The sequence below is a fragment of the Sulfitobacter guttiformis genome, from assembly GCF_003610455.1.
GTDB classification, from domain to species: Bacteria; Pseudomonadota; Alphaproteobacteria; order Rhodobacterales; family Rhodobacteraceae; genus Sulfitobacter; species Sulfitobacter guttiformis.
Genome location: NZ_RAQK01000001.1, coordinates 116,116 through 138,522 on the forward strand (window position 1 = coordinate 116,116; position 22,407 = coordinate 138,522).

The 22,407-nt window shown below is 57.4% G+C and carries 18 protein-coding genes and 1 tRNA gene; 11 read left to right on the plus strand and 8 right to left on the minus strand.

The annotated features are described in order from the left end of the window. Nucleotides 1–213 precede the first annotated feature (213 nt). Nucleotides 214–1,410, plus strand: a complete 1,197-nt coding sequence (locus tag C8N30_RS00560; RefSeq protein ID WP_025062541.1) for a pyridoxal phosphate-dependent aminotransferase — start codon at nt 214–216, stop codon at nt 1,408–1,410. 61 nt (nt 1,411–1,471) lie between these two features. On the opposite strand, the gene C8N30_RS00565 is transcribed toward C8N30_RS00560, so the two are convergent. Then, complete coding sequence (locus C8N30_RS00565; RefSeq protein ID WP_025062542.1) at nt 1,472–2,065, minus strand: outer membrane protein; 594 nt, start codon at nt 2,063–2,065, stop codon at nt 1,472–1,474. A 376-nt stretch (nt 2,066–2,441) separates the two neighbouring features. Between C8N30_RS00565 and C8N30_RS00570 the strand changes: the two genes are divergently transcribed. Beyond that, nucleotides 2,442–4,007, plus strand: coding sequence for a trimethylamine methyltransferase family protein (locus tag C8N30_RS00570; protein WP_025062543.1), 1,566 nt, complete (start codon nt 2,442–2,444; stop codon nt 4,005–4,007). Nucleotides 4,008–4,077: 70 nt separating this feature from the next. Here C8N30_RS00570 and C8N30_RS00575 read toward each other — a convergent pair whose 3' ends face one another. From C8N30_RS00575 to pdxH, 6 genes are all read right to left on the minus strand, one after another. Further along, the gene (locus C8N30_RS00575; RefSeq protein WP_025062544.1) at nt 4,078–4,506 is read right to left on the minus strand and encodes a YqaA family protein; all 429 of its coding nucleotides are present in this window, start codon (nt 4,504–4,506) and stop codon (nt 4,078–4,080) included. A gap of 490 nt (nt 4,507–4,996) precedes the next feature. After that, nucleotides 4,997–8,644 carry a vitamin B12-dependent ribonucleotide reductase gene (locus tag C8N30_RS00580; protein WP_025062545.1) on the minus strand — a complete coding sequence of 1,216 codons (3,648 nt, stop codon included), beginning with the start codon at nt 8,642–8,644 and terminating at the stop codon, nt 4,997–4,999. Between the two features lie 793 nt (nt 8,645–9,437). Beyond that, nucleotides 9,438–9,514, minus strand: a tRNA-Pro gene (locus C8N30_RS00590). Nucleotides 9,515–9,586: 72 nt separating this feature from the next. Next, nucleotides 9,587–10,093, minus strand: a complete 507-nt coding sequence (locus C8N30_RS00595) for a DUF192 domain-containing protein (protein WP_037967933.1) — start codon at nt 10,091–10,093, stop codon at nt 9,587–9,589. Then, a complete protein-coding gene (locus C8N30_RS00600; protein ID WP_084273670.1) occupies nt 10,048–10,605 on the minus strand; it encodes a cold-shock protein in 558 nt (185 codons plus the stop codon). The genes C8N30_RS00595 and C8N30_RS00600 overlap by 46 nt, the downstream gene beginning before the upstream one ends. Before the next feature lie 115 nt (nt 10,606–10,720). Continuing rightward, a complete protein-coding gene (pdxH, locus tag C8N30_RS00605; RefSeq protein ID WP_025062549.1) occupies nt 10,721–11,326 on the minus strand; it encodes a pyridoxamine 5'-phosphate oxidase in 606 nt (201 codons plus the stop codon). A 230-nt stretch (nt 11,327–11,556) separates the two neighbouring features. Here pdxH and fabI point away from each other — a divergent pair, with 230 nt between their 5' ends. From fabI to C8N30_RS00650, 9 genes are all read left to right on the plus strand, one after another. Beyond that, the gene (gene fabI, locus C8N30_RS00610) at nt 11,557–12,360 is read left to right on the plus strand and encodes an enoyl-ACP reductase FabI (protein ID WP_025062550.1); all 804 of its coding nucleotides are present in this window, start codon (nt 11,557–11,559) and stop codon (nt 12,358–12,360) included. Next, nucleotides 12,357–12,668, plus strand: coding sequence for a hypothetical protein (locus C8N30_RS00615; protein ID WP_025062551.1), 312 nt, complete (start codon nt 12,357–12,359; stop codon nt 12,666–12,668). Before fabI ends, C8N30_RS00615 begins: the two co-directional genes overlap by 4 nt. Continuing rightward, nucleotides 12,665–13,267, plus strand: coding sequence for a LysE family translocator (locus C8N30_RS00620; protein ID WP_025062552.1), 603 nt, complete (start codon nt 12,665–12,667; stop codon nt 13,265–13,267). The genes C8N30_RS00615 and C8N30_RS00620 overlap by 4 nt, the downstream gene beginning before the upstream one ends. A 7-nt stretch (nt 13,268–13,274) precedes the next feature. Then, on the plus strand, nt 13,275–13,796 hold the full coding sequence (gene gpt, locus C8N30_RS00625; RefSeq protein ID WP_025062553.1) for a xanthine phosphoribosyltransferase: 522 nt from the start codon (nt 13,275–13,277) through the stop codon (nt 13,794–13,796). Between the two features lie 68 nt (nt 13,797–13,864). Beyond that, nucleotides 13,865–15,049 carry an aminotransferase gene (locus C8N30_RS00630; RefSeq protein ID WP_025062554.1) on the plus strand — a complete coding sequence of 395 codons (1,185 nt, stop codon included), beginning with the start codon at nt 13,865–13,867 and terminating at the stop codon, nt 15,047–15,049. A 66-nt stretch (nt 15,050–15,115) separates the two neighbouring features. Continuing rightward, a complete protein-coding gene (locus C8N30_RS00635; RefSeq protein ID WP_025062555.1) occupies nt 15,116–16,957 on the plus strand; it encodes a peptidylprolyl isomerase in 1,842 nt (613 codons plus the stop codon). Nucleotide 16,958: 1 nt separating this feature from the next. Next, nucleotides 16,959–18,470 carry an anthranilate synthase component I gene (gene trpE / locus C8N30_RS00640; RefSeq protein WP_025062556.1) on the plus strand — a complete coding sequence of 504 codons (1,512 nt, stop codon included), beginning with the start codon at nt 16,959–16,961 and terminating at the stop codon, nt 18,468–18,470. A gap of 141 nt (nt 18,471–18,611) precedes the next feature. Further along, nucleotides 18,612–19,277, plus strand: a complete 666-nt coding sequence (locus C8N30_RS00645) for a potassium channel family protein (protein WP_025062557.1) — start codon at nt 18,612–18,614, stop codon at nt 19,275–19,277. A gap of 2 nt (nt 19,278–19,279) precedes the next feature. Continuing rightward, entirely contained in the window at nt 19,280–20,623 is a 1,344-nt protein-coding gene (locus C8N30_RS00650) for a TrkH family potassium uptake protein (protein ID WP_084273595.1), read from the plus strand. Between the two features lie 80 nt (nt 20,624–20,703). Here C8N30_RS00650 and C8N30_RS00655 read toward each other — a convergent pair whose 3' ends face one another. Next, the gene (locus tag C8N30_RS00655; protein WP_025062559.1) at nt 20,704–22,284 is read right to left on the minus strand and encodes a divergent polysaccharide deacetylase family protein; all 1,581 of its coding nucleotides are present in this window, start codon (nt 22,282–22,284) and stop codon (nt 20,704–20,706) included. Nucleotides 22,285–22,407: the final 123 nt, after the last annotated feature.

Here is a 22,407-nt window from a genome sequence, read left to right on the forward strand (position 1 = left end):
GGGGATGCGCGGGACATTTCACAGTTTTAGAAAAGATAAAACAACGTGATCAACACCCGCGAGAAGTATCTCAGCAGGTAATTGTACAGCGCGTAATGATCATGCGTGTTGTCATGTAGTTTGAGTAGCCCAGCAAAGGCACGCAGGTCAAGGATGATTGACAATGCCGCGCCCCTCTGCGCCCCTGCGCCCATCAAACGGGGAGATATCACCATGCAGGCATCACAACGGATCAGCACCATGCTCGGCGGCGGCTCTGACGGCTGGGAGGTTTTCGCGCGGGCGCGCCAGATGATTGCGGAAGGTACCCCCGTCACAGAACTCACGATTGGCGAGCATGACATTCGCACCGCCGCCCCCATCCTGCAAGAGATGCACCGCACAGCGTTGGGCGGGCATACCGGATATGCGTCGATCTCCGGCATCCCTGCGCTGCGTGACGCGATTGCCGAACGGGTGAGCGCACGCACAGGTGTACCCACGCGGCGCGAGAATGTTATCATCACATCAGGTGGCCAATCCGCCCTTTTCGCAGCGCATACCGCAGTGCTCGATCCCGGTGATACAGCGCTCTACATCGACCCCTATTACGCCACTTACCCCGGCACTGTGCGCGGTGTCTCGGCGCGCCCGCAGGCGATCAAAGCCCACGCGAGCGAGGCGTTTCAACCGCGTTCAGCCGATATCGCCGCCCATGCGGCAGAGGCGAAGTCGTTAATGATCAACTCGCCCAACAATCCTACAGGCGTCGTCTACAACCGCGATACCCTGAACGGAATCGCACAGGTTTGCCGCACCCACGACCTGTGGCTTATTTCGGACGAAGTATACGACACGCAAATCTGGGAGGGTATGCATATCTCGCCGCGCAGCCTTGATGGAATGGCAGAGCGTACGCTGGTCATTGGCTCAATGTCCAAAAGCCACGCTATGACCGGATCGCGTATCGGTTGGGTTATTGCACCTGAGCATATCGTCACCCACCTGATAAATCTTGCAACCCATACAACATACGGTGTTCCGGGCTTTATTCAGGATGCGGCGCTATTTGCGCTCCGCCAAGGCGAAGCCTTCGAGACCGAGATAGCAGAGCCATTCCGCCGCCGCCGTGCGCTGGCATATGAGATTTTAAAAGCCCAAAGCGTGGTCGGTATGATCCCCAATGCCGGTGCGATGTACATGATGCTGGATATACGGGCGACGGGCCTCAGCGGAGAGGCGTTTGCCTATGCCCTACTCGACGCGCACCGGATCGCCGTAATGCCCGGTGAAAGCTTTGGCGCGGCAGCAGCTGGCCACATCCGCGTCGCCATGACGGTCGATGATGCCGCGTTTACCACTGCGCTGAACACGCTTTGCAACTTCGCCCAAAAGCTTGTGACTAACAGAGCTGCCGCCGCCACAAGCTGATACATAAAAAACGCGCCCTCAGGGGGCGCGCTTTATTATTGCTTGGTCGTCGTTCGACAAATTAGAAGCGGAACGAGCCACGCAGGTTAAATGTGGTTGCGTCTGCATCCACACCGGAACCGCCGATATCGTCAAAGCGGTGCTCGAGCACTTCGCCACCAACAGTGAAACGATCAGTGACTTGATAAGCCACGCCCACACCGATGAATTCACCGGTTTCATCGCCTACGCTTGTGTCGACGCGTGCCGCACCCGCAGTTGCATAGACGAGTGTACGACCAAGGTCGTAACCGCCACGCAGTTTCAGACGTGCCACGCTGTCGGCTTCTGCTACACCGCCAAGGTCGATGTCTGTTTTGTCATATTCGAACTCACCACCAAGTACGAACTTGCCAAAGTCATAGTCGTAACCGACATGCAAACCGTAGGTAGTGTCATCGCCGTCAACGTCACCGGTGCCGTCGATGTCGGCATATCCGAGGTTCAAACCGCCGTAGGCGCCGGTCCAATCGGTACCGACCGGAGCAACAGGTGCATATACGGCTGTCGCTGGTGTCTCGATCACCGGATCTTCAAGGCTGCCCGCAAATGCGGTGCTGCCGAGGAGGGAAACGGACACCGCTGTTGCGCCGCCAAATTTGTAAAACTTTTTCATGGGTTACTCCTTAAAAAACAGTTGGTATGCAGACAGATGTTCTGCCTTCCGGTGCACTAACACCTCGCTTCCCTTCTTAGTTCCAGACTAATTTTGGAAAACGGCACTTCATGCGCAAACCACCGCCGGAAGTTGCCATACGCCGGCAATTTCACGCTGATCTGAAATCTAGGTATCGTCGCAAACAGGACAGATCTGGGCGCAAATTTTTCTCACTCTCTCTCATATTAGGGAGTTCGGGAATGCAGCTGAGGACATGCATCGCATTATTGGTCGCTCGTACCATCGGGGCAGAGCGCGGCCGTGCAGCGCGCGGGGCGCCGTGGGACGGTAGCCTGTTTGCCGCCTGATCCCCTTATTTACGAAAGCACCCTATATGAACGAACAATTACCGGCATTGTCCCCCGCTTCTGGAGTTTCCGGCCGCATCGGAGGTCGCGCTGCCCGCCGCGCCGCGCGTGCCACCGCCCTGCCCGACAATCTGCGCCCCGTGCGCGCAGGACTTGAAGGCGGCCAATACAAGCCGCTGTCGGATGGTGATGTTCTAAAAATCCACCACGCTGCGCTCAACGCGCTGGACACCATCGGGCTAGCCGATGCACCTGCATCCGGTATTGCTTACCTCACGGGCGCTGGCGCTATTTTGGGCGATGACGGGCGCATCCGCTTTCCGAGTGCATTGGTCGAGGATGCATTAGCGCGGGCGAACAGGTCAATCACTCTGATGAGCCGCGACGGGCGCAATGATCTGGACCTGTCAGGCACGCGCGTTCATTACGGTACCGCAGGTGCCGCCGTGCATCTGGTGGACGTAGACGGCCAGCATTACCGCGATTGTGGTGTGCAGGACCTGCACGATGCCGCAAAGATTGTCGACGTCCTCGACAACGTGCACTTCTGCCAGCGGCCCATGGTGTGCCGCGATATCCCCGACAATATGGAGATGGATTATAACTCTATCTTCGCCTGTGTCGCTGGCACCACTAAACATGTAGGCACCTCCTTCACCGATCCTGCCTTTGTCGCACCGGCGATGGAGATGTTGCACATGATTGCAGGCGGCGAAGATAAATGGCGCGAGCGGCCCTTTGTGTCGAACTCGAACTGTTTTGTCGTCCCCCCGATGAAGTTCGCGACCGAGAGCTGCCTTGTCATGGAGGAATGTATCAAACACGGTATGCCGGTGCTGCTACTCTCGGCCGGTATGGCAGGTGCCACGGCCCCCTCCACGGTCGCAGGAGCGATCGTGCAGGCAGTGGCGGAATGCCTCGCTGGTCTGGTATATGTTACGGCGGTGAAACCCGGTCATCCGGTGATCTTTGGCACATGGCCTTTCGGTCTGGACCTGCGCACGGGTGCCATGACGGGCGGCTCGGGTGAACAGGCTCTGCTCACTGCGGGTTGTGCGCAAATGCACAATTTCTACGATCTGCCCGGCGGCGCTGCGGCAGGGATCGCCGACAGCAAACTCCCCGATATGCAGGCGGGTTGGGAGACGATGTGCTCGAACGTCATGGCAGGCCTTTCGGGGTGCAACATGATCTATGAGGCCGCAGGCATGCACGCCTCCTTATTGGGTTTCTGCCACGAAAGCCTCATTCTGGGCGATGATGTCATAGGTCAGGCCCTGCGCTGTGTGCGCGGTATCGAAGTCAACGACGAGACGCTGGCCCTCGATCAGATCGCGCAGGTCTGTATGGGGGGACCGGGCCACTATCTCGGCACTGCGGGCACGCTGAGCCGGATGCAGAGCGACCATTGCTACCCGTCGTATGGCAACCGCATGTCACCGAAAGAGTGGGTGGAAAAGGAAAAACCTGATCTTCTCACGACGGCAACCGCACGCAAGCACGAGATACTCGGCACAGCCTCCGCTGCGGCACTCGATCCTGCGCTCGACCGCGCCATTCGAGCCAAATTCAATATCCACCTGCGGCCCTGAACGAGAGGGTTATCTTCCGCTGCCCTCTCACACGGGCGGCGGATGCGCGGTCGCCGAAATGCTCAAGCCGTCACACCCAACTGAGAACAATGCCCGCCAACACGATGTAGCGCATACCTTTCGCCAACGTCACCAGAACGACGAAAGGCACCAGCGGCTCGCGCATCAATCCGGCCACCACCGTGAGAGGGTCACCCACCACAGGCAGCCAACTGCCCAGCAGCGACCACCGGCCATAGCGACGGTACCAGCCCTGCGCACGGGCAAGTTGTTGATCTGTGAACGGAAACCAGCGGCGGTCTTTGAAGCGCAACAGATACCGACCGAGCACCCAGTTGATCACCGACCCCAAAACGTTACCAAGCGTGGCCACGACCAAGAGGGCCGTCACCGCATGGCCCTCGCCTAGCAACAGACCGGCCAGCACTGCCTCTGATTGCATCGGCAGAACAGTTGCCGCAACGAGGGCAGATAAAAAAAGGCCAATATAACCGATCACTGAACGCTAATCCCCTAAGCCCTGTGGATACGGCCTGTCTGAGAGCGCCGCTTGGGTCTTTCGACGCAAGCCCGATCGCCACAGTTTTCGATAACATATTTACCTGACGCGGGCTGCAGCGGCCGAACGTATGCGCCTCACAGCTCGTTAAACAAATACTTCAATGTCCTACAGGGATAACTTGAAATAACGTAGGCCATAAAAAGGGGGAGCGCGAACGCTCCCCGCTTAGTCTCGCCGCATAGGCTCGATTTATTAACCGCTCGATTTTATTTTTGCCTGCGGCCTATGCGTCGTCAAGGGGCGAGCGCACCCGCCCCGTGTAAGCGGTTCCGGCGTCTTACCGGAACCGCGAAAGGCGGCAGTCGTTCCTAGAGAACAACCAGAGCCTCCCGCTATCGATATTCGATCCTGCGAAACCCATCGCCCTTTTACAGAGACAAGTCTCACATCTCGAAAAATGGGACGCCGAAGCGCCCCAACTTAATTCTTAGCTGCAGCCGGAGGTCCCGCCGCAGGTGTTACACTTCATGCAGGTGCCGTTCCGGACCAATGTGTAGTTGCCACACTCGCCGCACGCTTCGCCCTCGTATCCTTGCATCTTTGCTTTGACCCGCGCGTTCATCGGCGCGGAACCCGAAGAAATTGCCGCCGTGCTGGACACTGCTGTTGCTACGCCGCCATCCCCTTGGGGCATCATCGACGTCAGTGCTTCCATCGCTGCGGAATGACCGCCCTGCAGCATCGTCAGGTTTTGCGGCACGCGGTTGCGAAGGTACCCCTGCGACGTGATCTGCTTGAGCACTTCTAGCGATTTGGAAGCTGCACTTTCGGACAGCTGGGAGACATTCGCCACGCCCTCTTCATCACCACGGCCCAGCGTGTCGAAGGTTGCACCCTCTGGCTGCACATGCGCCAGATCGGTCCGGTCAAGATAGCTCACCGCCAGTTCGCGGAAGATATAATCAAGGATCGAGGTCGCCTGCTTGATGCTGTCATTGCCCTGCACCATGCCTGCTGGCTCGAACTTGGTGAAGGTAAACGCGTCCACAAACTCCTCCAGTGGCACGCCGTATTGTAGCCCAACAGAGACCGCGATGGCAAAGTTGTTCATCATCGCACGAAAGCCTGCACCCTCTTTGTGCATGTCGATGAAGATCTCACCCAAGGAGCCATCCTGATACTCACCGGTGCGCAGGTACACTTTGTGCCCGCCCACGTTTGCCTTTTGAGTGTAACCCTTGCGGCGCTGTGGCATCTTTTCGCGGTGCGATTTGACGATTTCCTTGACGATTACCTTCTCGACGATCTTCTCGGCCAGCACGATGGCCTTCTCGTGCGCTGTGCCGCTCTCAAGAATCTCCGCCGCATCATCGTCGTCCTCAACAAGCGACGCCGCCAGAGGCTGGGACAGTTTTGATCCGTCGCGGTAGAGTGCGTTGGCTTTGACACCCAAGGACCAGCTCAGCTCATATGCTTTCAGGCAGTCCTCGATGGTCGCATCATTTGGCATGTTGATTGTCTTCGAGATCGCACCCGAGATGAACGATTGTGCCGCCGCCATCATATAGATGTGGCTGTTGACCGACAGATAACGCTTACCGGTTTTACCGCAGGGGTTGGCGCAATCGAAAATGCCGTAGTGCTCTTCTTTCAGATGCGGCGCACCTTCAAGTGTCATGGTGCCACAAACGTGGTTGTTGGCGGCATCAATGTCTTTTTTCGAAAAGCCGAGGGATTTCAACAAGTCAAACGTCGGGTCATTCAGCTTGTCTGCGGGTATGCCCAGCACCCTTGTGCAGAAATCAGCACCCAACGTCCACTGATTGAACACGAACCGGATGTCGAATGCCGCTTCCAGCGCGCCATCGACCTTTGCCAGTTCGGCAGGGCCGAAGCCGTGGCCCATGAGGCTGGTATGATTGATGCCCGGTGCGTTTCCGATGGTGCCATGGCCTACGGCATATCCGATAATCTCTTCGATCTGGGCAGAACCATAGCCGAGTTTCTCGAGCGCGGCCGGAACCGATTGGTTGATGATTTTGAAGTATCCGCCACCAGCAAGCTTTTTGAATTTTACCAACGCAAAGTCGGGCTCGATGCCAGTTGTGTCACAATCCATGACCAGACCGATAGTGCCGGTTGGTGCGATAACGGATGTTTGTGCGTTACGGTAGCCGTGCTTTTCTCCCAGCTTGAGCGCCTCGTCCCATGTGGACATCGCCACATCGACCAGACCCGGCTGCGGGCAGTTTTTATGATCTAGCGCCAGTGGCTTGATCGCCAGCTTCTCATAGCCTGTCGTCTCGCCGTAGGCCGCATTGCGGTGGTTACGGATAACCCTCAGCATATGCTTGGCGTTCTTGGCGTAACCGGGGAATGCACCCAGCTCTCCGGCCATCTCGGCAGAGGTGGCGTAGGCAACACCGGTCATAATTGCCGTCAGGGCACCGCACAAGGCACGCCCTTCGTCGCTGTCATACCCGAAGCCCATGTTCATCAGCAAACCACCAATATTGGCATAGCCAAGGCCCAGCGTGCGGAAATCATAAGACCGCTGCGCGATTTCCTTGGAAGGAAACTGCGCCATCATCACGGAGATTTCCAGCGTCACGGTCCAGAGGCGCGAGGCGTGCATGTAGTCCTCAACCTGAAACTCGCCGTCCTTGAGGAAAGTCAGCAAATTCATCGAGGCGAGATTGCAGGCCGTATCATCAAGGAACATATATTCCGAGCAGGGGTTAGAGCCGCGAATGGCACCATCTTCTGGGCATGTGTGCCAGTCGTTGACCGTGTCGTGATACTGGATGCCCGGATCGGCGCAGGCCCATGCGGCATGGCCGACTTGTTCCCACAAATCGCGGGCGCGGATGGTTTTGGAAACTTTGCCGGATACGCGGTCTAGCAGCTCCCACTCTGCGTCATTCTCGACGGCCTTGAGGAATGCATCGGTTACGCGGATAGAGTTGTTCGAATTTTGGCCGGATACAGAATTATACGCCTCAGAATCCCAGTCTGTATCGTAAGTCAGGAATTCAATCGACGTGTGACCCTGTTTTGCATAATCCAAAACCCGTTTGACATATGTCTCTGGAATCATTGATTTTTTGGCAGAACGGATCGCGTCCTTGAGCTGTTCGTTCTTGGTGGGGTCATAGGCATCTGCTTCCAGACCGTCCCAGCTTGCGATCGCTTTGAAGATCAGGTTCAGCTTTTGCTCGTGCATTTTAGAGCCTGCGACAATGCTCGCTACTTTTTGCTCTTCAAGAACTTTCCAATTGATGAATTCCTCGATGTCGGGGTGGTCCGCATCGACGATAACCATCTTGGCCGCGCGGCGCGTCGTGCCGCCAGATTTTATCGCACCTGCAGCGCGGTCACCGATCTTGAGAAACCCCATCAAGCCTGAGGACTTGCCACCGCCCGACAGTTTCTCGCCAGCGCCGCGCAGCGACGAAAAGTTAGTGCCGGTGCCGGAACCATATTTGAAAAGGCGGGCCTCGCGCACCCAAAGATCCATGATCCCGCCATCACCGACCAGATCGTCGGCCACGGACTGGATGAAACAGGCATGCGGTTGCGGGTGCTCATAGCTGGAGGTGGAGCGGGTCAGCTTGGCTGTTTTGTGATCCACATAATAATGGCCCTGCGCCGGACCGTCGATGCCGTAGGCCCAATGCAGACCGGTGTTGAACCACTGCGGCGAGTTGGGTGCCGCGCGCTGTGAGGCCAGCATGTAGCGCATCTCGTCATAATAGGTGCGCGCATCTTCTTCGGTGGTGAAATAGCCACCTTTCCAGCCCCAGTAGGCCCATGCACCCGCAAGACGGTCGAATACCTGCTTGGAGGAGGTCTCACCGCCCATCTGTGCGTCTTCGGCTGGCTCCGAACGCCACAGGAACTCAGGAACGCCCTTTTCCTTCACGCGCTTGGAAGCGGATGGAACACCTGCTTTTCGGAAATATTTTTGTGCGATGACGTCGGAGGCCACTTGGCTCCATGATTTGGGAACTTCGACATTGTCGAGATGGAAGACGACCGAACCGTCAGGATTGCGAATTTCGGAGACTGTGCTCACGAAATCCAGATCCGCATAAGCGTCTTTTCCTTGAGTGGTGAATTTGCGTTCAATTTTCATCGCGCTGCCCCATTATCCAGCTTTTCACATATCTGGGCACACGATTAGTGCCCGGCTCCTGACTTTCAGGCAGAGCCACATCTAGTGCCCGGCTCCTGACTTTCAGGCAGAGCCACATCAAGGTGCGCATTGGTGCAAATCACCTAATACGCGCTTGTTTTCCTGTCATTTAAGACCGTTTGCCTGCACTCTGCTCATTAGCCCGCCGCACAGTGTTAAACCACTACATGTTGTGGCGTGACTGTTAGCCTGCACAACCTGACGTATATGACCCCAATCGGTCAACGTATTTATTAGCAAGAAATTCATTTTTTGGAGGTTGACGTGTCCAAGGACAGAGGTGGCCTTCACGCCCGCGTGATGACACCAGCCGCCATGCGCAAAAAGGTTAACGAGAATGCATTTCCAAAAAATGCTTTGAAACGCCACAAATATGGCAAATTCCTCATCCCTTCCCAAAGGTCTGGCACCGAAACGAGGTCCCCCGACTGCCCGAATCTCGCAAGATGGAATCAGGCAAAATTCATCGCTGAAAAAACTGGCACGGGTCATAAGTGACCGGCAGAAATGACCCAAGCGCAACACTAGCTATGGGGAAAAACCCTAAAGCTGAACCAGATTTGACCACATCTTGGAAAGTTGGAAGTTTTTCGTTTGGCGGCCGAGTGCCGTGTGCCGAACGCGATTCTCATAGAGGCTTTCCAGAACAGGGATTGTTACCAAGTGCTGAAAACACTTGCGGCCTCTCCGAATTAACGAAGAGGCCGCATGAGTTCGATCTGGTAATCGAAAATGGTCGGGGCGAGATGATTCGAACATCCGACCCCCTGTACCCAAAACAGGTGCGCTACCAGGCTGCGCCACGCCCCGACTGAGGTCTACTTAGCGAAGGCAATCGGGATTGAAAAGCCGAAATTTAACCCGCAGAGCTATCAAATGCATTTAGCTGCATTGCCACGGCTCCTGCTTGCTCAGAAAGGCGGGATGGCGCAGCACATCCCCCGCTTTGATCCCCAAGCGGCGGGCCAACCCACCATTGATTTCCAACACCCCCGTGAGCAACATGCTCCCCGGCGAAATAGGCGTTTCGTCATGGGGCTGGGCGCGTTCGTGAATGTGCTCGATCACCCCGAAACTGTCTATAAACAGCATATCAAGCTCGATCAGCGTGTTTCGCATCCAAAAGCTCAGAATCTGCGGGCGCTGGTAGACAAAAAGCATCCCCTTGCTCAGGGGCAGCGCTGCAACATGCATCAAACCCTGCGAACGGGTGGCATCCGTATCCGCGACATCTACGTTGAATACAGCCTTGCCAAAATCGCCCGTGATGGTGACACGGTCCGTCTCACAGTGGTCAAGCGGCGTGCGCGCCTGCGCCCTGCCCCCGACGAATCCCGCAAGACCTAATCCGGCGATGAATGTTCGTCTGTCGACGAAACGGTTTCCCATGCGTGCACCTCTGCTGCCATGCGACCGCGCTTGCCGATGATGACACGGATCGCGATTGCTTCACCCGGAGACAAATCAGACAGCCCCGATTGGCGCAAGACATCCATATGAACGAAAACATCCTCGGGGTTGCCGAAGACATTTGCAAAACCAAAACCTTTACCCTTGTCGAACCATTTGATCCGCGCGGCAACCAGCGGGCTGTTTGCTATCTCTTCTCTATCCAGTCCCGCAATATCAGGCAGCGTTGTCTGCACACCGACCGGCGGCCGGATCGACCGGATCTCGCTGGCTTGTACGCCGCGGTCGGTCTGTTGTGCCATCAACTCGACGCGTGAACCGTCGGCGACCGAGCTTTGTCCAAAGTTTCGCAACACGTTGACATGCAAAAGTATATCAACGCCGCCAGCATCAGACAGGACAAAACCGAATCCTTTGACCGGATCGAACCATTTTACTGTACCCGTAACCGCCATGGGCTCAGGTAAATCTTCCTCGTGCGTTAGGGACATATTTTTCGCACCGTCTTTCAAATCAAATGTAAGAGCAAATCTGCCCCTTTGGCCAAGAAAAAGTCATCACTGGTAAAATAAAAAACCGCATTTTAGAAATTAAGCCGTAAATTATTTACGGATTAAGCCGTGTAATTGTCCAAGGCGCATCAGGCGTTTCGCGCCGCCACTGAAATCTGTTGTGCAACCTTGCCGCACCATCGCTCCAGAATTCCAGCTCTAGCGGGATCAAGCGATAGCCACCCCAAAAAGGCGGCCGCGCGGGAGTGTCGCCGTGCTCGGCTGCTGCCTTCTCCAAAGCCCGCTCAAGCGTGGCACGATTCTCAAGCGGTTTGGACTGGTCCGAGGCCCACGCACCGTGCCTGCTTTTCAGCGACCGCGATGCGTAATATGCATCTGCCTTTTCGCCGTCCTCTCGTGTGATTAAGCCTCTTGCACGCACCTGCCGGGCCAACGACTTCCAGTGCATCACAAAAGCGGCTTTGCCTGCCTGCTCCAGCTCAACCGCTTTGGCACTTGTATAGTTGGTATAGAAAACAAATGCATCATTTTCAATATCTTTAAGCAAAACAACGCGCGCATTGGGCATACCGTCCGCATCGACGGTACTAAGGGCGATGGCATTCGGATCGCTCGGCTCGACCTGCGCTGCCTCTGCCAACCACGCACGCGCCAAAGCAAAAGGATCGTCACCTGCAAATATACCGGTACGGTCTGACATTATCGTTTCCCTTTCACACACATAAAAACCGCCGGACTATACTCTCCCTACAGCCCTGTGGTTATGCAATATAGGGCGCGTTAAGGCGCCTATGGTATTGCTTGCCCACACAATTCACCCATTGCGAGCATCTTCGCAAGCCAAAATGCGATATATATTAGCCTCACTTGATGGCCAGCACCCAATCGCGTAGACCGATCTGAACCTGATTATGAACGGAGTTTTAGGCAATGTCGAACAATCTGATGGCGGGCAAGCGAGGGCTGATTATGGGATTGGCCAACGATAAATCAATTGCCTGGGGCATTGCCAAACAGCTCGCTGATGCCGGTGCCGAGCTTGCGTTTTCCTATCAGGGTGACGCCTTGAAAAAACGTGTTGATCCGCTGGCTGCCTCGCTCGGCTCCGATATTGTACTGCCCTGTGATGTAGGCGACGAGGCATCGATTGACGCGCTGTTTGACGGTTTAAAGGAGCGCTGGGACAGCCTTGACTTCATCGTGCACGCCATTGGATTTTCTGATAAAAACGAATTGCGTGGCCGCTACGTTGACACCAGCCGCGCGAATTTCACGCTGTCCATGGATATTTCGGTCTATTCTTTCACCGCGGTTGTCCAGCGCGCCGAAAAGATGATGACCAAGGGCGGTTCCTGCCTGACCCTGACCTACTACGGCGCCGAAAAAGTCATGCCTCATTACAATGTCATGGGTGTGGCAAAGGCAGCACTTGAGGCATCAGTCAAATATCTTGCCGAAGATCTGGGCAAGGATAACATCCGCGTCAATGCAATCTCCGCAGGTCCGATCAAGACGCTCGCCGCCTCCGGCATCGGCGATTTCCGCTATATTATGAAGTGGAACGAGTACAACTCACCGCTGCGCCGCAACGTCACCATCGACGAGGTCGGCAAATCCGCGCTGTTCCTGTTGTCTGATCTGGGTTCGGGCACAACCGGCGAGAACCTGCATGTGGACGCGGGCTATCATGTGGTAGGCATGAAGGCGGTCGACGCGCCAGACATGAGCAAATGAAGCTTGGCGTGATGACGGCGGCGATACTAACTATTGCCTCGCCGGGCTATGCCCGGGATGTGGGCACCGCCGGAATTGCGCCACTTATCACGGGCCGTTTGAACGTCGATGTCGTGTGCGTCATCCGGCATTTGGACGGCGGATTCCCAAATCTGTCCGAGCCGTTGGGCTGTCCGGTAAAAACCTTTGCCACCAGCACATCGCTCACCCTGTACGCCGATCACGTCGCCACAGCGCACTGGTACAATAACGCGCTTCAAGAAGGTGCGCGCGCCCTGCCCCACAAAGTCATGGCCCTCAAACGATGACGCCCGAAAATCTCTTAGCCTTCAATGCGGTACTGATCGTCTCTATCCTCAGTCCCGGCGCGGCCTTTTTAATGGCTGTGCGCACCTCGATCGCGAACGGGCGGCGCGCAGGTGTTTCAACCGGCCTCGGGTTAGGCATTATGGCCAGCTTGTGGACACTGGCAGCACTTTTGGGAATGGACGCGCTGTTTGTTTTCTTTCCATGGGCCTTCGCCGCGCTGAAAATTGGGGGCGCAGTCTACCTTATCTATTTGGGTATCAAGACATGGCGCGGGGCCGCGACCCCGCTCGGGAGCGCTCCGAAGGCGCAGGGCCGCGCGTTTATCGACGGCTTTTTGGTAAACCTCGGCAATCCCAAATCAGTCTTGTTCGCCGCAGCGGTTCTGGTGGTTATCTTTCCACCCGATCTAACGCTGGCTGAAATCGCTTTTGTCACCCTCAATCACCTCGTTCTTGAAATCTTGTTTTACACGGCTTGCGCCTTCATCCTGACCGCACCTGTCGCCCGCGCCCGCTTTTTGCGTGCCAAACCCCTGATCGACCGTTCGGCAGCAGTGCTGCTGGGCGGTCTTGGTATTAAACTTCTACTACAAAGGTAACTTCGCCATGTCCGACACCCGCCTCCCCCATGAAAAAGGCTTTCACATCAGCTGGGACCAAATCCACCGCGACAGCCGCGCACTGGCATGGCGGCTGGACGGCAAAGGACCGGACGATGGTGCATGGCGCGCCGTAGTTGCCATCACCCGCGGCGGCATGGCCCCTGCAATGATCGTCGCACGCGAGCTCGATATACGCACCGTGGACACGATTTCAGTGGTTTCCTACCATTCCGGCGGCGGAAAGGCAGACGAGCGACGCGAGGCCCGTGTGCTCAAATCTCCTGACAACAATATGATGGGCGATGGCACAGGCATTCTCATTGTCGACGATCTGGTAGATAGCGGCAAAACCCTCGAGCTTGTCCGCTCGCTCTACCCCAACGCGCATTTCGCCACAGTTTACGCCAAACCCGCGGGCGAGCCCATGGTCGACACCTTCATTACGGGCGTATCGCAAGACACATGGATCTTTTTCCCATGGGACATGGCTCTGCAATATGTAGAACCTTACCGCGGAAAAGACTGATCTAAAACGGCTTCTTCAATTTACCTTTACGCTTACTCCAACCTAATTTCCCGCAACGGACGCCCGCAATGACAGCACCCCGCACCGCCACCACTTTCGCCCCACCTGTCATGGAAGCCCGCCGCTGGCTCGACGGCATCACATTCCCCGTTGACCGCCCCCTCATCAACGTGAGTCAGGCCGCTCCCGTCGAGCCACCGCACCCGGATATGCGCCGTGCTATGGCCGACGCGGTACTCGAAGACGATTCAGCGCACCTCTACGGCCCGGTCTTGGGCATGCCTGCCTTACGCACAACATTGGCTGCACGCACCGCCCGTATTTATGGCGGCAGTGTCGCACCTGAACAGATCGCGATAACATCGGGCTGCAATCAGGCCTTCGCCGCCGCGATCGCCGCCCTGTGCGGGGAAGGCGACGAAGTCATCATTCCAGTGCCATGGTACTTCAACCATAAAATGTGGCTCGATATGGCGGGGGCGACATCCGTACCGCTTGCCTGCGACGGTACGTTGCTGCCCGATCCCGCGCAGGCGGCAGACCTTATCACCCCCCGGACCCGCGCCATCGTACTGGTAACGCCAAACAATCCCACCGGTCGCGAATATCCCGATGGTTTGGTGCGTGCCTTTTACGACCTGTGTAGATCGCATGGAATCGCGCTCATTGTGGATGAAACATACCGCGATTTTCATGCAGGGAGCGATGCGCCCCACAGCTTGTTCACGCAAGCCGACTGGGATGAAACCCTGATCCACCTCTATTCGTTTTCTAAGGCCTACCGCCTCACCGGCCACAGGATCGGTGCGATTGCCGCGGCCCCCGCGCTGTTAGCGGAGATCGAAAAATTTCTGGATACTGTTGCGATCTGCCCCAATCAGGTTGGCCAGTCTGCAGCCCTGTGGGGGATGCAAAACCTAGACCAATGGCTGGCGGCCGAACGAAGCGAGATCCTCACCCGCCGTGCCGCCATAACCACCAACATGCCCGCGCTGGCGACACAGGAGTGGAAATTGTTGGGGCTGGGTGGTTATTTTGCCTATCTGCAACACCCTTTTGTCATGAGCAGTGCGCAGCTTGCCCCATTGATGGTAGCCCAAGCAGGTATTCTGTGCCTCCCGGGAACCATGTTCTACCCGCAGAACCACAGCGACGGTGAGGCCGAGCTGCGCATTGCTTTTGCCAATCTTGACGCGGGCGGCATCGCTACGTTGTTTGCGCGCCTTGCAACGCTTGATCTGCCGCACCGATAGCATCCTCTTGCCCCTGTGGGTCCAAGTGCTTAGACAGTCCCAAACACTGCACAAGGGACACCTGTCATGGCCAAGAAATCAAGCGTGGGCAAAACCGCAATGTGGATCGTCGTAGGTCTGCTGTTTATAGGTTTGGGCGGCTTTGGCGCGGTCAACCTGAGCGGTAATATACGGACCATCGGTACGGTAGGTGACAAGCCTATTGCGGTGGACACCTATGCGCGGCAGGTCCAGAACGAATTGCGCGCCATCAGCCAACAGACAGGTAGTGCCATGAGCTTTGCACAGGCCCAAAGCCTCGGCCTTGACCGCGCTGTGTTGCAACGCATTACCCGCGACCGCGCCCTTGACCATGAAGCGACACAGATGGGCCTGTCGATCGGCGATGAAGCCCTGCGCGACCGCATCCTTGAAATTCCTTCTTTCCAGGGAGTCGACGGACAGTTCGATCGCGAAGGCTATGCCCAAGCTCTGCGTACTGCGGGTCTCAACGAGAGCGACTTCGAGGTTAGCCTGCGCGAGGAAACAGCCCGCCAACTGTTGCAGGGCGCTGTGTTGAGCGGTGTCGAGATGCCCGCCATCTATTCCCAGACCCTTGTCGCCTATGTGGGCGAGCAGCGTGATTTCACATGGGTCCTGTTCAGTGACACCGGTGCCGAGGATGCCACGCCTCAGGCCGACGAGGAGACGCTGCGTGCATATTTCGAAGCAAACGCCGACAGCTTCGTTTTACCCGCAACCAAGAAAATTACCTATGCATGGCTGAACCCGACCGATATTCTTGATCAGGTAGAAGTCCCCGAAGACGAGCTGCGGGCCGAATACGATTCCCGCGCGGAACAGTACATCCAACCCGAGCGCCGTTTGGTAGAGCGTCTGGTTTTCGCCGATCAGGCCGCCGCCGATCAGGCCGCGGCCGCGCTGGAAGTGGATGGAACAACCTTCGAAGCATTGGTTCAAGAGCGCGGCTTGCAGCTGTCGGACGTGGATCTCGGTGATGTTGATATCGCCAGCCTTGGTGCTGCCGGCGCGCCTGTTTTCGAGGCCGCTGTTGGCGATATCGTTGGCCCCGCCCCGACCAATTTGGGCCCTGCCCTGTTTCGTGTGAACGCCGTGCTGCCGGCACAGACCGTCACATTCGAGGAGGCCGAGCCCGAGTTGCGTGATGCCATCGCCGCCGACCGTGCCATCCGTCAGGTCGAGAGCCTCGCAGAGGATTTCGACAATCGCCTCGCCGGTGGCAACACACTGGAGCAGCTAGCCGAACAAACCGATATGGTGCTGGGACAGATCGACTGGACCGTGGACAGCACTGACGGAATTGCCGCATATGACGCCTTCCGAGAAGCCGCAGCGACCGTAGCAGCGGGCGACTTTCCGCAGGTCGAACAACTAAGCGATGGCGGTGTCTTTGCCCTACGTCTGGACGAGGCGCTGCTGGAACGCCCTGCAACCTATGAGGATGTGGCGGAAGAGGTCGCGAACCGCTGGACCGCTGAACAGATTGTGAAACGCCTGACAGTACAGGCAGAAGCCGCGAAAGTTGCTCTTGAGGCAGGTACCCCACTTTCCGATCAGGGACTCTCCGTGCGGGTGGCAAAAGAACAGACGCGCAACGCCTTTATCACCAACACACCAGTGGGCTTCACCGCCGAAGTCTTCGAGATGGAAGTCGGCGATGTCCGTATTATCGAAGATGAGGAAACCGTGGTTCTGGTGCGTCTCGATGCGATCAACGCCGCTGGCGACAGCGAAGAGGCAACAGCGCTTGTGGCACAGTTGCGCAACCAGCAGAATGAGGCGCTCGCACGCGGTCTGTTTGATATATTTGCCGATGACACACTGCTGCGCGCAGGTCAGAACATCGACCCCCGCGCGGTCAACGCCGTGAATGTGAACTTCCAGTAAAATGGGACTTACACCTTCCTTCGACACATTTGCGGCGCAGTATGACGCGGGCCACCATCAGGTTGTCTATACCCGTCTTGCTGCGGATCTGGACACGCCTGTGTCGCTCATGCTGAAACTTGGCGGTGCGGCTGAAAACGCATTCATGCTCGAATCTGTCACTGGCGGAGAAGTGCGCGGGCGCTACAGCATCATCGGGATGAAACCCGACCTCATATGGCGTTGTAATGGCACCACAAGCGAGGTTAATCGCGCTGCCCGCTATGACCCCGATGCTTACGAGACTGTCGCGGGCGATCCCCTGACCGCGCTGCGCAGCCTCATCGCCGAGAGCAGGATCGACCTTCCCGACGACATGCCACAAGCCGCCGCCGGTCTGTTCGGCTATCTGGGATATGACATGATCCGTCTTGTCGAACGTCTTCCAGACGTGAACCCCGACCCACTCGGGCTTCCCGATGCCGTGATGCTGCGCCCTTCGGTTGTGGCCGTGCTTGACGGGGTAAAGGGCGAGGTAACGGTTGTATCACCTGCATGGGTCACGCCCGGCCAGTCGGCGCGCGCGGCCTACGCCCAAGCCGCCGAGCGGGTCATGGACGCTGTGCGCGATCTTGAGCGATCCCCCGCAGGATCCTCCCGCGATCTGGGCGAGGCGACTATCACGCCTGAAGCAGTGAGCAATTTCACGAAAGACGCCTATAAAGACGCTGTGCGTAAAGCGCAGGAATACATCAAAGCAGGCGATATTTTTCAAGTCGTCCCTTCCCAGCGGTGGGCCCAGGCCTTTCCACAACCGCCCTTTTCTCTCTACCGCTCGCTGCGGCGCACCAATCCATCGCCCTTCATGTTCTACTTCAACTTTGGCGGCTTCCATGTGGTCGGGGCCAGCCCCGAGATCCTCGTACGGGTATTCGGGCAGGAAATCACCATACGCCCCATCGCAGGTACCCGTCCCCGCGGCCAAACCCCCGAAGAAGATCGCGCCCTTGAGGCCGATCTGATGGCCGACCCCAAAGAACTGGCCGAGCATCTGATGCTGTTCGATCTGGGGCGCAACGATGTGGGCCGTGTTGCCAAAATCGGCACCGTGCGCCCAACCGAAGAATTCATCGTCGAGCGGTATTCACACGTCATGCATATCGTATCGAACGTTGTGGGCGAGTTGCGCGAGGATTGTGACGCGCTTGATGCGTTTTTTGCAGGGATGCCCGCCGGTACAGTCTCGGGCGCCCCGAAGGTCCGCGCAATGCAAATCATCGACGAACTGGAGCCTGAAAAACGCGGCGTTTACGGCGGTGGTGTGGGATATTTCAGCGCCGGCGGCGACATGGACATGTGCATCGCGCTTCGCACGGCCGTGATCAAGGACCAGACACTGTATATTCAGGCTGGCGGCGGCGTGGTATACGACAGTGATCCCGAAGCGGAGTATATGGAGACAGTGCATAAATCCGGCGCGATTCGCCGCGCTGCCGAGGACGCAGCACGTTTCGACGGCGGCACGAACAGCTAAGGCGCAGCGGCAGAACGAGACGCAGGTTATCCAATTTTATAAAGCTTTGCTTACACTGGTCGCAAGAACTCGCGACCGGCATCACGCTTCAGTCATCGACCGGTTATTCAAATCACAGCACGCCGTGACAGGACCCAGAATATGGTTAAGAACCCCACCCGCACTTTCGCCGTCATTGGCCTCGGAAATTTCGGGAGCACGGTCGCAGCAGAATTGCAGCGTTTCGGCAATCACGTCATCGGTATCGACATCGATGAAGGGCGCGTGGGCCGTCACGCCGAAAATCTGTCCCAGGCGATGATCGTCGATGCCCGCGATGATGTTGCCCTGCGCGAGGCCGGCGTAGCCGATTGTGATATCGCGCTGGTCGCGATGGGGTCGGATCTGGAGGCGAGCATACTGGCCTCGATCAATCTCAAACTGGTCGGCGTGCCGATCGTCTGGGCCAAGGCAACTACTAAAACCCACCACCGCATCCTGAGCAAGCTCGGCGTTGACCGGATCATCCATCCTGAAGTCGAGGTCGGCCAGCACATCGCGCAAGTTTTGCACAATCCGCTGGTGCGCGATTACGTCAGCCTCGGCAATGGCTACCACGTTGTAAATTTTCGCATTCCCGAAAGCCTCGAAGGCAAATCGCTGGCCGAGCTCAAGCATAGAGACGGGTTTAACCTGCGTTGCATCGGCGTCATGCGAGGTACCGAGTATATCGGGCTGGACGGAGCCGAATGCAGGCTCGAACGGGCCGATCTTCTTCTGCTTCTGGGCCAGCGCAAGGATCTGCGCGAATTTGCCGGAAGCCTTTAGACATGCGACTGCGGTTCAAGCGCGGGACGTTCTCTCGAAAGAATATCGCCCTCCCGCCGCCTGTGGTTCTGGTGCTCCTTTACACCGTATTCATCATAATCGGCGCGCTGGTCCTGTGGCTTCCTATCTCGCATCATGGAGACATCGGTCTGAGCGATGCAGTTTTCACCTCTGCCTCTGCAGTTACGGTAACGGGGCTGGTGCTGGTTGATACAGGAGCCGCGTTTACCGGATTTGGTCAGGCGGTCATTGCCATTTTGATCCAACTGGGCGGAATCGGCCTGATGACCACTGCCGTGCTGGTTCTGGGGGCTTTGGGTATTCGTGTCGGCATGCCCCAGCGCTTGATCCTGCGCGAGGAGGTGAACCAGACCTCGATCTCGAACTTAATGGTTCTGGTGCGCATCATCCTCGTGATCGCACTTATATGCCAGACCATTGGTGCCGTCGCCCTCGCCTTTGTGTTTGTGCCACAATACGGATGGAACGGCATCTGGCAGGCCGTATTCCACTCTGTCTCCGCGTTCAATAACGCAGGCTTTGCCCTCCATGCCGACAGCCTTTCACAGTGGGTCGGCAATCCGGTCGTCAATATGGTGATCCCGCTCTTGTTCATCTTCGGCGGTATCGGTTTCATCGTGCTGGGCGACATCTATCAAAAACGATCTTGGGCAAAGCTCAACCTGCATTCAAAGTTGATGCTGTCAGGCACGCTGGTGCTTATTGTCTGGGGAAGCGTGGCCTTTGGACTGCTGGAATGGTCAAACCCCCAAACGCTAGGACCCTTGAGCACCACTGACAAACTTTGGGCAAGCTGGTTTCAGGGTGTTACCCCGCGCACAGCCGGCTTTAACACGATCAACACCGCAGGTATGCACGACAGCTCGACCATACTCACCATAACCCTGATGATCGTCGGCGGCGGCAGCACCTCGACCGCAGGGGGAATCAAGGTGACGACACTCGCAGTCCTGTTGTTGGCAACTGTTGCTTTTTTCCGCCGCCGCACCGTTCTTCACGCTTTTGGACGCTCTATCGGGCTAAACGAAGTGATGAAGGTAATGGCCCTCACCACCCTCTCGATGCTGCTGGTTCTTACGGGCATTTTTCTGGTCTCCATCAGCCATGACGGAGAGTTCCTCGATCTCGCTTTCGAGGTCACATCTGCCTTCGGCACTGTTGGTCTGTCGCGGGGTGCCACCGTTGATTTGGACAATTTCGGCCGTGCAGTGATAATTTTTACAATGTTTATAGGCCGCGTAGGCCCTCTTGCCATTGGTTTTTTCCTTGCGACGCGCAGTGTGCCACGGGTCAAATACCCGGCCGGACAGGTCCACCTCGGCTAGAACACGGATGTGGCGCATATCCTGCGTTCGGACCTAAAAGGCCAGACATAAGCGGAGGCATTGGGTCATGAACCAGCCGCCTATTGCCCCAATAAAACCGCCGACACAGGCGCGAGCGCGACTGATCCTGCGCGGTCCGCCAAACCCCAAACCAGCAGCGCCTCAATCGTCTCGGGACGCAAACGGCCAAGCACAATCACGCCGCCCTCCTGTCCTGCCTTGAACGCGGCCTGATCAAGGAAGCGGCGGATGACCCGCGGTTGCTGACCTTCGCTGTCGAAATCGCGAAATACCGGTGCGGCGGGCACGCCTTCCTTGAGCGCCAGTTTCGGCATAGAGTTGAGGCCCTTGCTTTGCGTCACAAGGCCATGACCGCTGGCCTGCAGTATTCGCGTAACTTGGTCAGCGACTTCGCGGGTGCCTTGCAGCCCCTCGCCTGTCCCCTCCAGTATGCCAACAATCTCGGGCATTTCTTGTATTGCCACGCTCAGCGACACTTCCGCATCGGAGGGCTGCGCGCCTGCGGGCAGGTCAAGCATGGCAAGCACATCAAACCCTTCACTTCGAAAACGCGCCGCGCGGTCGGCGGCATCGGGCAGACCCATGTCTACGGCAAAGCTGACCGGATAGGGAAAGCTCGACAAGGCAGGCAATCCGATCCCGCCTGCATCCAGATCGGCACCGGTGTCTATCAGGACAATCCCCATCAGGGGTTTGCCTTCGGGATTGGCAAAAGGTTGGGCATTGCGGCTGATGGGCCGCGTATCATCTGCGCCACCAGCTTCGATGATTACTGTCTCGACCGGCTCCACGTCAGGCTGGGCCGAGCGGGTAACAAGGGTGTTTGCCGGCGTACCAACACTGCTGCGCACTTGTCCGCCAAGCGTGCCAACTGGCCTACCCGGCACGTCCAGAACCCGCGGCCTTGCTGCTTGGGCCGTCTGCAAGGGGGCTTCGGCTCCCTCCGGCGCAGGATCGACCTGTGTAAATATCTCTTCTTCCGGGGCCGTGCCCGCAGTAGGGGTATCCGCAGTGTCGGGCGCAATGGCCTGAGGCGCTTGTGCCACGACTTCGGTATCCTGACTGTCGTCTGGGATCATCGGGGCCAGTGCTTGCGGATTGGGCAACACAGGCTCGTCCTCGGCTGCGCGTGCTGCCACACCTTGCGGAAGCGGACGCGGCTCTGTCAGGTTAGCAACTGTACCGGTTTCGGGCTGGGGTGGCGCAGCTGGTATCACAGTTGCAACGTCCGAACCGCCTTCCGCTACGGGCGGCAAGGCCGAAGGTGCCGTAGACGAGGTGACACTCTCGTTTCTAGCAGGCGACGTTACGGAACTCTGCGCAATCGTGCCTCCTGCGACGGGAGCCGGGGCATCCGCGGTTGTTTGCGGCGCCAAGGCGGCGGCTGCAGGTTCTTTTGGCAAAGTCTCAGGGGTTGGGGCACGCAAACTGCCCTGCGGCTGGGTAGCGGTGACCTCTCCCGCGGCGGGTGCGTTTACGAAAGGCTGTGACGCAACCGCCCGCGGTGCAGCGACATTGTCTGCCGAGCCGGTTTGCGGGGCCGGTCGCGGCTCCATCGGGACCAGAACGGACACAACGCCCGCTACCCCCACACTGAACACAGCGCCCAGTGCAATTCCGCCGAAAATACCACGTGCCATAGCTGGTGCACCCTTGTCCTGTTCTCCCGCACCAGCCCCATTCCGGATCTTTTCAACCGGTTAATGCGGGATGCGGCGGCCCAGCCCCTTGACGATACCGCCCAAGACTGACCATCTACTCAC

Bases quoted from the DNA above. Each gene is read 5' to 3' on its own strand.
- C8N30_RS00560 (WP_025062541.1), top strand. From the start codon at position 214: ATGCAGGCATCACAACGGATCAGCACCATGCTCGGCGGCGGCTCTGAC.
- C8N30_RS00565 (WP_025062542.1), bottom strand. From the start codon at position 2,065: ATGAAAAAGTTTTACAAATTTGGCGGCGCAACAGCGGTGTCCGTTTCC.
- C8N30_RS00570 (WP_025062543.1), top strand. From the start codon at position 2,442: ATGAACGAACAATTACCGGCATTGTCCCCCGCTTCTGGAGTTTCCGGC.
- C8N30_RS00580 (WP_025062545.1), bottom strand. From the start codon at position 8,644: ATGAAAATTGAACGCAAATTCACCACTCAAGGAAAAGACGCTTATGCG.
- C8N30_RS00595 (WP_037967933.1), bottom strand. From the start codon at position 10,093: ATGGGAAACCGTTTCGTCGACAGACGAACATTCATCGCCGGATTAGGT.
- C8N30_RS00600 (WP_084273670.1), bottom strand. From the start codon at position 10,605: ATGTCCCTAACGCACGAGGAAGATTTACCTGAGCCCATGGCGGTTACG.
- pdxH (WP_025062549.1), bottom strand. From the start codon at position 11,326: ATGTCAGACCGTACCGGTATATTTGCAGGTGACGATCCTTTTGCTTTG.
- fabI (WP_025062550.1), top strand. From the start codon at position 11,557: ATGTCGAACAATCTGATGGCGGGCAAGCGAGGGCTGATTATGGGATTG.
- C8N30_RS00615 (WP_025062551.1), top strand. From the start codon at position 12,357: ATGAAGCTTGGCGTGATGACGGCGGCGATACTAACTATTGCCTCGCCG.
- C8N30_RS00620 (WP_025062552.1), top strand. From the start codon at position 12,665: ATGACGCCCGAAAATCTCTTAGCCTTCAATGCGGTACTGATCGTCTCT.
- gpt (WP_025062553.1), top strand. From the start codon at position 13,275: ATGTCCGACACCCGCCTCCCCCATGAAAAAGGCTTTCACATCAGCTGG.
- C8N30_RS00630 (WP_025062554.1), top strand. From the start codon at position 13,865: ATGACAGCACCCCGCACCGCCACCACTTTCGCCCCACCTGTCATGGAA.
- C8N30_RS00635 (WP_025062555.1), top strand. From the start codon at position 15,116: ATGGCCAAGAAATCAAGCGTGGGCAAAACCGCAATGTGGATCGTCGTA.
- trpE (WP_025062556.1), top strand. From the start codon at position 16,959: ATGGGACTTACACCTTCCTTCGACACATTTGCGGCGCAGTATGACGCG.
- C8N30_RS00645 (WP_025062557.1), top strand. From the start codon at position 18,612: ATGGTTAAGAACCCCACCCGCACTTTCGCCGTCATTGGCCTCGGAAAT.
- C8N30_RS00650 (WP_084273595.1), top strand. From the start codon at position 19,280: ATGCGACTGCGGTTCAAGCGCGGGACGTTCTCTCGAAAGAATATCGCC.
- C8N30_RS00655 (WP_025062559.1), bottom strand. From the start codon at position 22,284: ATGGCACGTGGTATTTTCGGCGGAATTGCACTGGGCGCTGTGTTCAGT.